Source organism: Gammaproteobacteria bacterium (assembly GCA_013697705.1).
Lineage (GTDB): Bacteria > Pseudomonadota > Gammaproteobacteria > UBA6002 > UBA6002 > UBA6002.
Genome location: JACCWJ010000005.1, coordinates 46,210 through 60,433, shown reverse-complemented (window position 1 = coordinate 60,433; position 14,224 = coordinate 46,210). Strand labels below are relative to the sequence as shown.

The window sequence follows — 14,224 nt, the reverse complement described above, 5'->3', positions numbered from 1 at the left end:
GCTCCTTAGTGAAACTACCGCAATCTTTTATAGATGAAGTCCTCTCCCGTATTGATGTTGTTGAAATCATAGAGCCTCGTATTACCCTTAAAAAAACGGGCCAAGCAAATTATTCAGGCTTATGTCCTTTTCACCATGAAAAAACACCTTCTTTCAGCGTAAGCCAAACGAAACAGTTTTATTATTGTTTTGGCTGCAAGGCTAACGGTAATGCCATTGGCTTCTTAATGGCCTATGAGAAATTATCATTCCAAGAAGCCATTGAATCACTCGCTTCCAAGGCAAATATGCCCTTACCGGAGCAAGGCCACTTCACGGAAACTGAAAAAAAGCCACAAACCGACCTTTTAGAAGAGGCTATCCTCTATTATCGAAAGCAATTGGCACAGAACCATCAGGCTCGCGAATATTTACAACACCGCGGCTTAACGGACGAAATTATTGCCAAATTTCAAATAGGGTTCGCCCCCAGCGGTTGGGAAAACTTGAGCCGAGCTCTGGTCAAAACCCCCGAGATAAAAAAACAATTAGTCGATGTAGGCATGCTCGGTTTAAAAAAAGACAAGACGCCTTATGACCGATTCCGTGATCGGATAATGTTCCCCATCCGTAACCGTCGTGGTCAAGCAATCGCCTTTGGGGGCAGGAGTCTTGGCGATCAAATGCCAAAATACTTAAATTCACCGGAATCCAGTCTGTTTCATAAAAGCAACGAGCTTTATGGACTCCATGAAGCTTTGCAAGCTAATAAACAATTAAAACAAATTATGGTTGTTGAAGGTTATTTGGATGTCATTGCATTACACCAATTTGGAATGACGGAAACAGTGGCCACGCTGGGGACTGCTATTAGCACACAGCACATTCAAACATTGCTCCGTTTCACTCAATCCTTAATTTTCTGTTTTGATGGAGATGAGGCAGGAAGTAGTGCCGCCTGGCGCGCACTGGAAATCGCATTACCCGCTATGCATACCGGCCTGGATCTTAATTTTTTATTTCTCCCCACCACAGAAGATCCCGATAGCTACCTTCGCAAGGTAGGCAAGGAAGGGTTTTTAGCTAAAATCCAAGAAGCCATGCCCTTGGTGGATTTCTTCTTTAAAAAAATATCCTCTGAAACGGAAATCAACACGCTTGCGGGTAAAACTCGCCTCGTTTATTTGGTTGATAAGTACTTACAAAAACAGCCAAAGGGCGTTTTTCAAGAATTGATGTATGATCGTTTATCTAAACTGGTCGGTCTGAACCTTGAAAAAATAGCCTCACTATTAAATCCAGAGCCAGAAACGCCTAGAAAAACACGTGCCTTGCTACCACCCACAAAAAAACTTTATGCTCCGCTTAAACTCGCCCTCAGCATCATTTTACAGCGTCCCCTTTTAGGCAAAAACCTGGAAATCCCACAGAACTTTTTTACTATTAAACTGGAGGGAATGGACTTACTCCAAAAAGTGATCCAGATTATTCAGCAAAATTCTCCTGCAACAACCGGCTCTTTGTTAGAACATTTGCAAGATGAAGAGCAAAAGCCGCTAGTGATAGAACTTGCCTCACAGGACATCCTCACTCCCGATGAGGGTTGGCAAGATGAACTACAAGGCGCTGTTGCCAGAATTATTAAAAATGGCATTGAACAGCACATCCAAATTTTGTTAGCAAAAGGTAAGAAGGAAGGATTAACACAGGAAGAAAAGCAACTTTTACAAAAGCTTTTATTAGGTTAACCAGGGACAGTCCTGCATTCCCCCTCTCCCGCGACCGGGTCGCGAGCGATGGCGGAGTGACTAAATTAGCGCAATAAGCTGTTTTAATCTTATCTAATAGAAAGGATTTGAGGGATAAACTGGCAATATAAAAATTAACTGCTAATATACAATGTTTTGGCTACCAAAACGTCATTTACACGGATGTGAGTGGCTGAGGCTATCGAAAGTGCTTAGCAGCTATACGTTCGTGCCTATTTTTTAAGCCGATTTATCGGCGCCTAAAGGAAATTTTTTTCGTGGAAAGGTGGCACAGAGTGAGTATTTCTCTCTGTGGCTGAATATTTTTTTTCGCCTATACGGTTAATAACTTCATTAACTGGTACTACGGAGACAGCATGGTCATTGAGCAAGATAAATACGATGAATTTCAAGAACTTCTCAAGATAGGCTTGCAAAGAAAGCCCTTCGGTTTTTTAACTTATGATGAAATCAAAGATAAAATTCCCGAAGAAATTCTTGAAGACGCTGAACAAGTAGAAATCCTTTACAGCAGAATCCATGAAATGGGGATTACCATCTGCGAAACAGCGCCCGATGAAGATTCACCCCTCCTTCCTGAAAATGTCGCTCTTATTGATGAAGATGAGGCTGAGGAAGCTGTTGCTGCCTTCGTTTCTATTGATAGCGGCGAATTTGGACGCACTACTGATCCCGTTCGCATGTATATGCGCGAAATGGGCAGCGTTGAATTACTCACCCGCCAAGGCGAGATAGCGATTGCTAAACGCATTGAAGAAGGTTTAAAGCTCGTATTAACCGCGCTTTCACAATATCCAGAAGTCATTGCTTCAATTTTATCGCAATACGACAAAGTGGAAACGGGTGAAAAACGTCTTACTGATATCATCACCGGTTTTATCGATGATGACGTTGATGAAGCCCAAATTGTTGAACAAGAAGTGGAAATTCCAGTTGAACCAGAATTTGCAGATCTTGAAGGAGATTTAGAATTTGAAGAACCTGCTGCACCTACCACAGGGACAGGCAAGAAAAAGAAAAAGTTAGACGAAGAAATTCCTGAAGAAATAGCCTTAGCACCTGAAGGTGATGAAGAAGGCGATGGAACCGAAGCCAAAACGGGTGAAGAAACCGAAGAGGAAGAAGAATTCGAGGCCGCTAAGCCTAAAGGTGATGAAGAAGAGGATGAAGAAACGACCGAAGGCGCCGACATCATGGACAGTGGTCCAGATCCCCTCATTGCAAAACAGCGTTTCGAGGAATTACGCTCGGTTTATAATTCTTTCTGCACTACCGCAGCAAAACACGGCAAACACAGCGCCAAAGCGTTAAAGATCCAAGAAAATTTAACAGATCTCTTTATTCATTTCAAATTGTCTCCTAAACAATTCAATAAGTTATCGCGTAAGTTACGGGAAATGTTGGTAGAGGTGCAGGAACAAGAACGTATCATTGTAAAATTGTGCGTTGATAAAGCCAAAACCCCTAAAGCTAATTTTCTAGATTCTTACATTAATAACGAGACCAATCTTGAGTGGTTTGAAAGTTATATTACTAAGCACAAAGATAAAGAGAAGATTTTGCGTGCTCATGAAACCGAAATTTTAAGGCTGCAAAAAAAACTTATTATTATTGAAAAAGAATACAAGCTCACTATTCCAGATATCAAAGAAGTCAATCGCCGCATGTCTATTGGTGAAGCCAAAGCCCGGCGCGCCAAAAAAGAAATGATTGAGGCAAATTTACGTTTAGTTATTTCTATTGCGAAAAAGTACACCAACCGTGGCCTTCAATTTCTGGATCTAATCCAAGAAGGTAATATTGGTCTTATGAAAGCGGTGGATAAATTTGAATATCGCCGTGGCTATAAGTTTTCTACCTATGCAACCTGGTGGATACGTCAAGCCATTACCCGTTCGATTGCTGACCAAGCCAGGACTATTCGAATTCCTGTGCATATGATTGAAACTATCAATAAGCTCAATCGTATATCTCGTCAAATACTGCAAGAAACCGGAATAGAACCCAGTCCAGAAGAACTGAGCAAGTTTATGGACATGAGTGAAGATAAAATACGCAAGGTTCTAAAATTGAAAGAACCCGTTTCGTTAGAAACGCCGATAGGCGATGATGACGACTCGCATCTCGGTGACTTCATTGAAGATACCACAATGTTATCTCCGATTGATGCTGCTACGATTGAGGGCCTCAGAGAGGCCACCAAGACGGTACTTTCCAGTCTTACCCCTCGCGAAGCCAAAGTATTACGGATGCGCTTTGGTATTGATATGAATACTGACCATACGCTCGAAGAAGTGGGCAAACAATTCGATGTTACCCGTGAGCGTATACGACAAATTGAAGCGAAAGCATTACGTAAATTACGCCATCCTAGCCGATCAGAAAAATTACGTAGTTTCTTAGACGTAGAAGAGTAGTTTCAGGTGATAGCCCGGACAAGCTAAGTCCGGGCTATCATTCAAAGTGACATTAATTAAATACCTCGACTGTTTCCTTGTCTGCATTTAATAGTTTTGGCATCGCAGTCCCCTCAGCACCAATCGCTGTGAAGCTTTTAACACGCTCATTCCATTCAAAAATCACATGTTGCTCTAAATCAATAAACCAACCATGAATGTTAAGAGATTTCTTTTCCAGTTTTTGTTTAACTAATGAGTATTGTTTTAAGTTACCGATTTGATTCATTACATTCTGTTTAGCGAGTTCGTTAACATCTTTAATGCTTAAATTTAACTGACTCTTGATCCTATCTACCCAACCCGTTAACTGTGCAGGTAAATTTAGATTGCCTTCGCTAGCCGCTTTCATGGCGCCACAGTTACTGTGACCACAGATTACAATCTCTCTGATATCAAGTTGGGTGAGGGCAAACTCAAGCGCAGCCACTTCACTGTGCAGCTCCTCCGGGTTATAGGGAGGAATAAAATTACCCACATTTCGAACGATAAATAATTCTCCTGGATCAGATTGAGTGATCATGGATGTTAAAATGCGACTATCAGAACAAGTGATAAATAAAGTATGCGGATCTTGCCGGTTGGCAATATGTTCGTATAGCCGTTTGTCCGCCCCTTCTATATCCGCATGAAACTTCTGCACCCCATGCAATAAGCGTCCATGAAAGGATTTTAATGATAATTTATCTTTTAATTCACTTTCTGACGAAATGTAACATTCCTCAAATATTTTCTCTCCTTCACACACCATGAAGAGCGATTCAAATCGTCGTGGTAAACCTTTGAGGAAGACATTGAAGTCGCGATTATGAAAGTTATTTACAAAGTCGATGATAGCGGAAGCCCCTGAGCTATCTAAATCTGTTACATCCGACAGATCTAAAATGATCGGTTTTGAGGGGGATTCATCTTGCAAATTTTTCTCCAGTTCTGAGACCTTAGTCATTGATAAGAATGTGAGAGGTCCATGGAGTGATAAGCGCACCGCATCTTTAGAATGAGAAGAAATATGCATATGGTTTTTTGAAGCCCGCACTAAGATAATCAAACAAGCGGCAAGAATACCGACCTGAATACCCGCGGTAAGATCCACAAAGATAATCATTAAGAAGGTCACCGCATAAATAGCGGCCTCACTATGAGAAGTGCGTAATAAATTGCGGAACTCTTGATAATTGATCATCGAGAATGCGACCGATACTAATACCCCTGCTAATGCTGCAATAGGGATCATCGCAATAAGTGGTGCTGCAAAAAAAACTGCTAATAATAGGACAATAGAATGAATAATGCTTGCTCGTCTGGTCTTTGCGCCTGACTTAACATTCACTGCTGACCGCGCGATTACGCCAGTCAGCGGGATGCCACCAAAAAGAGAGGATACAATGTTACCTAAGCCTTGCCCTATCAATTCTTGATCTGGGTCATGCTTCTCTACCTTAATGAGTTTATCAATGGCGCTAGAGGACAGCAGGGTCTCAAGACACGCCAGCATATAAATAGTAAATGTTGTTAGCATCAGTTCACCCATGGAACTTATCGCCATGGAAGGTAATTTAGGCATAGGTAAGGTACGGGGTATGTCTCCGATAACGGGAAGCCCAGATAGAGAAAAGAGGTGCACTATACTTGTAGCTGCTATCACAGCGATAATGGCCGCAGGGATTTTTGGCAAGACCTTTGGCAATAAACGAATTATAGTGATAGTAACCGCTACCACAATCAACGCTACTGGTTGAATCGAGGACAAATACTGCCAAAGATGACTAATAACACTAAAAATGCTCGCCGTAGCAGGCTGACTTAATCCAAAAATCCGGGGCAATTGGCCAATAATAATGATAACGCCGATACCGGAAGTAAAGGCAGCGATTACAGGAAGGGGGACAAAACGACTCAATCTTCCCAGCCTAAGAACTCCGCTCAGAAGCTGCATCAACCCAATCACTAAACAGATAAACACGAGACCTTTGACACCAAACTTTTCCACACTATTCGCGATTAGAATAGTCATCGCTGCCGCAGGACCACTCACTGCTAATGGGGTACCTCCAAATAAAGCACAAACGATACCCCCAATTATGGCAGTGACCAAACCTACAGCAGGGGAAACACCTGACGCCAAAGCAATCGCAAGAGAAAGTGGAATGGCGACACAAGCAACTGTGAGGCCTGCGTTAATATCATCAAGAAGGTATTGTTTAGAGAATAGCTTTTTCCATTCGGGTATTAAATTGGGAATTCCAAAATCTAAATTCAGATATCTTCTTAGGCTCATGATGTTATTTTCCTCGTTGCAATTTAAGGGGAAGCGCGACACCTACCATGTCTTCCTCTATTGAACTTGATTTGATCTAACAAACCCCGGGTCACTTTTAAATGACAAAAGTATTCAGTCTACTGTTTGAATATTAATATTTTCTTAAAGTCTGCTTCTAAGAGCCGTCCCGTAGTTCCCTCAGTCGTCGTCTTGCGACTTGATCGCGGGATCCAGCGATCAGTCGGAGATGGCGAATGGATTTTGCGTTTTGTCTCGTACCAGTGGCTCAAATCGCTAAAAACCTTGATTTCGCTTTGCTACATCAAGGCTACTTTGTTGGTGTTCTGTATTTCTTTTAAGAAGGGAGGTTATGGGTATTAAGTGTAAATTTTTCATCCATTTTCTTACCTTTCTTCTTTCAAACCATAAGCACTATACAGCATTTTAGCCAAAAAATTAAGATCGAAAGCAAAGATTCAAGAAATGTCCTCTTTGGCGCCTAAAATGAGCAAAAGTGAATTGCGTGGCTAGATGGTGGATTACAAGCATTTCTAAAGTTAGTTATTACATGAGACAAACGCAGCAACTTCTTACTGAACAAAATTTAGGCACCGCATAATTACGGAATAGGCAGCCCTAGATGTACAGGCATTAATTCAGCTCCAGACTCCACACAGTAGTTAACCGATTCCTCAATGCCACGTGCTTTTTTGTTGACGCTTCTTGCGTTTGCTGTGTGCTCAGCATATGCAGACACAAGCCCAGCTACAATCGATACGGCTAAAAGCCCACCCATTCCACCGGTGGGTATACTTACGCCTGCAACAATGATAATCACACCTATAAGAGCGCATGTATAACAGATCGCTGACGCTATATTGCCCAGTTTTTGCATTTTCTTTTCACGGGTCATACTTTGCATACACCTGGAAAAAGAACGGAAATCATCTTGAACAGATTTATCATTAAAATTTACGATACGCTGCTTTGCCAGCGCTGTAAGAAGTAGAATATCCAGTAGGTTGGCGGGGGTTTTATTCTTAGACGCTTCAACTAGCTCTTGACCCACGATTGAATTGACACAAGTTTTGAAGTCCGATAGCTGTTGCTTCAGCTTATCTACGGCTATTTGATTGGAAATATTTGCTTCAGGTTTGCACTGGATTTCGGGAATACCCTGCATTGTTTGCACAATCCAATTGCGAAGATCAACATGAGACGCCATGTCTTGAAATTGATCTTTTATTTGTTCTTTAATCACTTCTGAGAAGGCTATTTTCTTCATCTCAAGCTGATGAGCCAATAAAAGCAGTGCCAATAAAACGTTAATTTTAACAACTTCATCTGTCTTATTAGCAGCCAGATATTCTAATTCCGACTCAATCTGTGTTGCTGCATCCTCTTTAAGAGCGGAGGTTATATCTTTGGGCACTGTAAGAAGTTTAGCTTTTAAGTAATCCAATTTATCATACATTTTTAGCTTCCTTTTCTAACCAAAAGCACTATACAGCATTCGAGCGGAAAACTTAAGACCGAAAGCAAGGATTAAAAGCGCCTTCGTTCCTCACCGAAAATTTGCAAATTAACACCCCTATTTACCTCGCCAAAACAATACGTTATTATTCTACCCCTTCACCGGGCCCGTAGCTCAGCTGGTTAGAGCAGGGGACTCATAATCCCTTGGTCCTTGGTTCGAGTCCAAGCGGGCCCACCAGTATTTTCAATGACTTAGGATGGAGTTGGGAATTTTGGAAAAATCCATGTAGAAGCTATGTAGAAGGATTAGGGCTCTTCCCCTAAAAAAGGAGAACTTTCTACCTACATAGAACTCTAATCCTAAAACGATAATTCTCAAAAATCCTTCTTTTAAACTGCTTGATATTACAAAAAAAGAAAAACCTAGCTTATGATTATTTATATAGTCAAATTTAAAGAGGCGTTGTATGGATAGAGAAGTCTTTGAAAATCATCAAATTCTTAAAGAAACTGCTGAGAAAATTTACCACGAATGGGACACAGCTCTTGCAAAGAACGATGTGGAAGCCTTACTAAAGCTATATGCTCCTGATGCAATCATTGAAAGTCCGTTAATACCACATCTATTAGAAACTGATACTGGTATCTGCAAGGGCAGAAACGAACTCAGAAAATTATTAGAGATAGTTTCTAAACGTAAGCCACCTACACGCAAATATTTTAAGCAGAATTTTTTTACAGATGGCAAAACTCTCATTTTCGAATATCCGAGACAGACACCCCAGGGAGAGCAAATGGATTTCGTTGAGGTTATGGAAATTAAAGATGGTCTTATTCAGTATCATAGAGTTTACTGGGGTTGGCGCGGTTTCAAAGTTATTAATGAGGATAAGTACCATCACCCGGAGTAAATTAGTTTTGCTTTGGGGCTAGCCAAATAATTTTAGTTTTAATAATGTAATGAATAATTTTGCACTAGGTGTTATCCCAGATTTGATGTCTCTAATTGCAGCAATCAAATATCAGTTTCAAGAATATGAATCTAGATTACATTAAATCGTGGCTAATTTTTTATAATGGGGTCATCAGTGAAAAGATTGTCGAATAAAACTTGTTTAATAACTGGAGCAGCGAGTGGGATCGGCAAAGCTATTGCGAGGTTATTTCATTCAGAAGATGCACTGGTTATTCTAAGTGATATTGCAGATAAGTCAGGTTCTAAGATTGCTAATGATCTTGGAACAGGTGCTACATATATCCATTTAGATGTCAGTAAGGAAAATGATTGGATTACAGCATTTGAATACATAAAAGAAAAATTCGGCAAACTAGACATCCTGGTTAATAATGCTGGCATTGGTGGATTTACACAAACAAAGGGACCCCATAATGCAGAAAATTTTGATCTTGAGAGTTGGCACAAAGTTATGGCCGTCAATTCAGATGGTGTTGCTCTTGGATGTAAATACGCAATTCAATTAATGAAATCAAATAAATCAGGCAGTATAGTTAACATATCTTCGCGCTCAGGACTTGTAGGCATCCCACATATGGTTGCTTATGCTGCAAGTAAAGCAGCAGCTAGAAATCATACTAAATCCGTCGCGCTTTACTGTGCAGAAATGCAATATAATATCCGGTGTAATTCTATTCATCCTGGAGCGATATTAACACCCATGTGGGATCCTATGCTTGGCAAAGGTATAGACAGAGAAAATATGATTAAAAAAATCTCTTCTGAAATACCACTTGGAAAAATGGGAACTGCCTTAGATGTTGCCTATGCAGCTTTATATTTGGCTTCGGATGAGTCTACCTACGTTACTGGTGTAGAATTAAATATTGATGGCGGTATCTTAGCAGGTAGCACAGCAACACCAGAAGAACTCTAGCTGTTACATATTCTCTAACTCTAAATTTTATTTAATGATTTCCGACACTCTGAAATAAAGAGCCCGACACTTCTCATGTTCTTATTATACATGCCATCCTTGCATGCATTGGTCCGGCTGGAGGCTTTACCATGAAGTGTCTTTGGACCTGTAGACCATCTCCACGGTTTCTGGATCCTGATTAACTGAGCCTGTTTTAAGCGTTCCTCCAAAGTCCATTGCCTCATACTTCTCCTTCCTTATCAGTTCGTTTTTGAGATTTTTTTTCCTAAAATTCATCGCTTTCGCATTGTTCACCTGCTGCGTCAGTGCTACATTCTGTTGTCTCACGATAGTCTGTTGCACAGGATTTTTAAGCGAATTTATACCCAGAATAGTTTTTCGGCCTTGGTTTTGTGCCTTAAAAGCAATTTCCATATAAGCTCTAAACATCTCAACATTTTTTGAACCAAGAGCGCGGCTGACCATGTGATTAAAAAGAGTATCAAGTGACTTAGCCTGAGCACATAACATTACCTCATAACCACAAGTATCTCCCTTTAATGATTCACTAACTTGTGCATCAATCTGCTCATGAAGAGTTTTAACATCGACCTCACCAACATCCATCTGCCCCACAATATCATTTATAGTAAGAGCTGCCATTTTGATACTATTCGTGAAAACCTTTGTTCTGGAGATGGCAGTATTTTTTAATTCTTTCATTTTTTCAGATGGCTTTTTATGCATAATCCCCCCATAAATTTTCCTGATAGCTGAAACGCTATAGATAGCAGTGATGCTAAGTCGATAAAAAATTATTTACTTAACTTTCTTATGTTGCGTTTATTATCAATAAAGATTTAAAAAATAATTTAATCCTTTATTTATGTTCAGAATAGGTACCTCTCACCCGAAATTATTTTTATTACACAATACAACTGATTAGTTGTCTTTAAAGTTGCAGCATCAGTTGCATTTTTCGGTATCAAGTTCGCTATAAATAGTCAGTTTATTTCATGGTTGCGTAATTAGTTGCTGGTAGAGTTGTCATTTCGCCTATTAGTTGCATAGTTGCTTTACTTAGTAGAGCAACCATGCAACTTATTATTTTGCTTTTTTTCAATTTTTCCTTCTTGTGTTGCACGCTGCACATAACGAGAAATAGTTCCCTTGTTAAGGTTTAATTCGGATGCAATTTCCTTTTGTTTACGTCCCTCATTCAAAAATTTATAAGTTTTCATGTAATTGCTTTCTTCTAGTGCTCTAGTTTGCCAATTGCTTTTCCCGTTATCATCAATTAATTGTGCCTCAAACTCTCTGGCATCATCCCCATAAAAACCTCTCGCCTTTTCAAACTTGACCAGAAACCTTGCGCCTTGACTAGGATCGTAATCATTGGGTCGTTGCAAAGTAATAACTGTATCAAGAACATCTTCTTTTCTTGAAGTACCACGCTGAAGACCAGTTTTTCCAGAATGATGAATCATGAGAACAGATTTTCCTCGCGCTCGCATTCTGAGTATCCATGTCTGTATCAGGGACCAATCGGCGGCATCATTTTCTTTTATACTTGAGGCTAAGCAAGACATATTATCTAGGATGACCAAGTCCACATCATCCGATATAGATCGATTTAATAAAAGTTGCCCTTCCTCTGTTGCAATATCAGGCATACCTTCGGGTTGCAGATCAGGAGTAATTATCATTAGGTTTTCAGGTATAGATAAATCACCTGACATTTTGGTAATAAGTTTGAGACGCTCTTGTAGTGTAGAGGCTGGCATTTCACCATCCACAAATAGAATCTTCCTGGGAATTAGCGCTTTCCATCCTAAAAATTCACCGCCTGTGGCAACGGCATATGCCACTCCAAGCGACATGTGGGTTTTTCCAATGCCACGGTAAGCATGAATCATACAAAGCCCTGCTTTTGGTAGCCAAGGACTCAGAATTAATTCTCGAGGTGGTAATTCCATTTCAAGAAAACTTTTTAAATCCAAAGTTATTAAGGTTGGAAGTGATTCAAGATAAAAATTATTAGTATTTTCCTTATTATGCATCATAGCCCTACCTCCGGTAAGAGCTCTATCAATTGCTCTGCTCTTTTAGGCTTTATCTTCTTAACTTTTCGCCCTTCACTTATAAGCCTTTTATGTAATAAATTAATAGCTCTTTGGCTCTTCCAATTATCTTCACTTACTACTAGCAAAACTTCGTTTACTTCTTTTGGTAGTAAAATTCTATCCATTCCTTCTTCGCTTAATGCGGCCCACACTGGAGTTTGAGTTGAGTTAAAAAAGGCCAGTGCTCTTTCTATTCCAGCGGTCAGTGCAAGTTTACCTTGATTAGGACCGTACAATTTAATTGTGGCTCCAACAGTAGATCCGGGAATTATAGGTGCCATGAGCTTTCTTGGTTGATGAACTTTTGCAAGACAGCCACTTCCTAAGTAAGTGCGGTGTATTGTGACGCACTTGTTATCTTTATCCTGAACAAGGGTAACTATGGCTGGAAATGCTCCTACAAGAACATGATGGTCACCATAATAGGATAATTGTGGGTGAAAACGTAATATGGATGGAAATGTATCCAATTTGATGCCCTGTAATCTTAAGTAATGATCTATCGGATCACCAATAGATATTGGCTTTCCTTGGTTCCATATAAGATTTAGTGACTTTCTACGTTTGCCCAGATCATTTTTCGATATGTTATTAGGTTGGTTAGCCTTCTGAATATTTAGGTAACTGCTAATATGCTTTGAACTCGTGATATTTCGTTTGATTGGATTACATAGCGCTTTTGAAACCATCGCAAATGCAGTTGCTAAATCACATTTTCTATAAAGCTGTAAAAGCCTAAGGCCGTCGCCAGACTCGCACCAATAACAGATGAAAGAACCAAAACCATTATCGATAAATCTAAAACAATTAAGACCACACCAAATTGGGCAAGTACTAGTTTCTTTTTTTAATAATGAATTATTGATTCCACTGAAACTTAATATTTTCTCCCAGCGGTCTTGAGCTTTCGATGTAATTGATTTTAGCGTAGAATCATTTTTGATTGATTTGTTAAGCGCCGTTTGCAGCGGCGCCTGATTGATACTAACCATTGTTCACCTCCCGGCTATATGCACTTGTGGAAGTAACCAACTGATGGCTTTCTAACCATTCAATTACATCTTTTTTTTGATAAAGAACGCGTCCTCCTACTTTTCTAAATGGAATATCACTTTTCTTCCAGCGATAGCATTCTAAGGTTTTAACACTCCTGCCAGTAATCAAGGCTATGACTTCCTGATTAAAATACGCTTCCAATGAGGCCATCCAAAATAATTGAATAGCCTCAAAATCAGCTTTCACATGCTTAGAGAAACGCATTTTTTGGTTTGAAATATTATAAAACCTCAGTTCTTCTTCTGAGCCCGCATTCTGTAGGAGTTGTTTAGAGAATTCGCTATTAGTACTCATTACAATTACCTCTTCTCGATTAAAAGTTATTCGAGAGAGATCGTAATGGAAAGAAAATGCAATGTAGTGCCGGCTGGATTAGCCTTTTTTAAGCAGTCCAGCCGCTAAATAGATCTATGTGACTCTCAGGTATATCTAAGAAGCTCTTTCTTTGAGATGCTGACTCTTTAATACAATTATTTTTAATGAGTTCGGCCATTTTATTTGCATCATGCTTTTGCTTTGTCTGATAAAAAAATATTCCTGTGATGTCTAATGCAATGTTAGTTACAATATTACAATTAATTTCATTTCCAAAAAAAACAAACATAGACTGCATAATTCTTTTCGTCAGGTGGTCTCTTAATAGATACGAATAGGGTTTTCCTGAATTATAAATACTTCCTTTATTATTTAATTTGTCTACGAGATCACGAAACAAGGCCCCGTCCGATTCAAGCTCAAAATTGCGGCTTAGCATTAATAAATCGGTTTTATGCTTATCTATAAACTTTTGTGAATCAACAGCCACAAAAACAACTTGATTTAAATCGTCAACACAGCAACACCAACAAATCGCTGTTGCTGTAATAATCTCAAGTGCGTACTGCTTAGTATAAAAAAATATATTATTTTGTATGGCCTCAGGTAATTTCCCAGCTAGTAATTTCTTTTTAACCAACCTCTCCTTCGCTTCTTTAAAGTTAGTAGCTTTATTAATCCAACTAGAAAATAGATCTTTATTAATTTCGTTAAAAATAGCTTGGCATTCAGAGAATGTTTTATCTGAAACAGACTTAGTCTCACTTAAGTGCAAAGGGTATAAGCCGGATTCAATCCATAATAAGAGATAATTTTTAGCGTAAGGGTATAGGATCTTTAATACCTCTTCAGCATATTTTGTTTTATTATTATTAATTTTTGATATTTTTTTACTAAGTTCATTCGGCTGCTTCAT

Annotated in this window: 11 protein-coding genes and 1 tRNA gene; 5 read left to right on the top strand and 7 right to left on the bottom strand. The window is 39.4% G+C overall.

What is annotated here, in order from left to right; translation table 11 throughout:
- Window positions 1-8 precede the first annotated feature (8 nt).
- Together H0U71_01850 and rpoD are read left to right on the top strand one after the other, a co-directional pair.
- The gene (locus H0U71_01850) at window positions 9-1,727 is read left to right on the top strand and encodes a DNA primase (GenBank protein ID MBA2653793.1); all 1,719 of its coding nucleotides are present in this window, start codon (window positions 9-11) and stop codon (window positions 1,725-1,727) included.
- Window positions 1,728-2,110: 383 nt separating this feature from the next.
- Complete coding sequence (gene rpoD / locus H0U71_01845; GenBank protein ID MBA2653792.1) at window positions 2,111-4,165, top strand: RNA polymerase sigma factor RpoD; 2,055 nt, start codon at window positions 2,111-2,113, stop codon at window positions 4,163-4,165.
- 52 nt (window positions 4,166-4,217) lie between these two features.
- Here the strand turns inward: rpoD and H0U71_01840 are convergent, their stop codons facing one another.
- Together H0U71_01840 and H0U71_01835 are read right to left on the bottom strand one after the other, a co-directional pair.
- Window positions 4,218-6,482 (bottom strand): bifunctional SulP family inorganic anion transporter/carbonic anhydrase, encoded by a 2,265-nt coding sequence (locus H0U71_01840; GenBank protein MBA2653791.1) that lies wholly within the window; start codon window positions 6,480-6,482, stop codon window positions 4,218-4,220.
- 601 nt (window positions 6,483-7,083) lie between these two features.
- On the bottom strand, window positions 7,084-7,938 hold the full coding sequence (locus H0U71_01835) for a hypothetical protein (GenBank protein ID MBA2653790.1): 855 nt from the start codon (window positions 7,936-7,938) through the stop codon (window positions 7,084-7,086).
- Window positions 7,939-8,101: 163 nt separating this feature from the next.
- On the opposite strand from H0U71_01835, the gene H0U71_01830 reads away from it, so the two are divergent.
- The 3 genes from H0U71_01830 (at window position 8,102) to H0U71_01820 (ending at window position 9,832) form a co-directional block, all read left to right on the top strand.
- Window positions 8,102-8,178: transfer RNA gene (locus tag H0U71_01830), tRNA-Ile, on the top strand.
- A 229-nt stretch (window positions 8,179-8,407) separates the two neighbouring features.
- Window positions 8,408-8,851: a nuclear transport factor 2 family protein gene (locus tag H0U71_01825; protein ID MBA2653789.1), complete on the top strand. Its 444-nt coding sequence runs from the start codon at window positions 8,408-8,410 to the stop codon at window positions 8,849-8,851.
- A 177-nt stretch (window positions 8,852-9,028) separates the two neighbouring features.
- Window positions 9,029-9,832 (top strand): SDR family oxidoreductase, encoded by an 804-nt coding sequence (locus tag H0U71_01820; GenBank protein ID MBA2653788.1) that lies wholly within the window; start codon window positions 9,029-9,031, stop codon window positions 9,830-9,832.
- A gap of 126 nt (window positions 9,833-9,958) precedes the next feature.
- Here the strand turns inward: H0U71_01820 and H0U71_01815 are convergent, their stop codons facing one another.
- The 5 genes from H0U71_01815 to H0U71_01795 all read right to left on the bottom strand — a co-directional run bounded on the left by H0U71_01815 (window position 9,959) and on the right by H0U71_01795 (window position 14,224).
- Window positions 9,959-10,561 (bottom strand): hypothetical protein, encoded by a 603-nt coding sequence (locus H0U71_01815; GenBank protein ID MBA2653787.1) that lies wholly within the window; start codon window positions 10,559-10,561, stop codon window positions 9,959-9,961.
- Between the two features lie 329 nt (window positions 10,562-10,890).
- A complete protein-coding gene (locus tag H0U71_01810; GenBank protein MBA2653786.1) occupies window positions 10,891-11,877 on the bottom strand; it encodes an AAA family ATPase in 987 nt (328 codons plus the stop codon).
- The gene (locus tag H0U71_01805) at window positions 11,874-12,929 is read right to left on the bottom strand and encodes a toprim domain-containing protein (GenBank protein MBA2653785.1); all 1,056 of its coding nucleotides are present in this window, start codon (window positions 12,927-12,929) and stop codon (window positions 11,874-11,876) included. The genes H0U71_01810 and H0U71_01805 overlap by 4 nt, the downstream gene beginning before the upstream one ends.
- Window positions 12,922-13,287 (bottom strand): helix-turn-helix domain-containing protein, encoded by a 366-nt coding sequence (locus H0U71_01800; GenBank protein ID MBA2653784.1) that lies wholly within the window; start codon window positions 13,285-13,287, stop codon window positions 12,922-12,924. The genes H0U71_01805 and H0U71_01800 overlap by 8 nt, the downstream gene beginning before the upstream one ends.
- A gap of 88 nt (window positions 13,288-13,375) precedes the next feature.
- Window positions 13,376-14,224, bottom strand: coding sequence for a hypothetical protein (locus H0U71_01795; protein MBA2653783.1), 849 nt, complete (start codon window positions 14,222-14,224; stop codon window positions 13,376-13,378).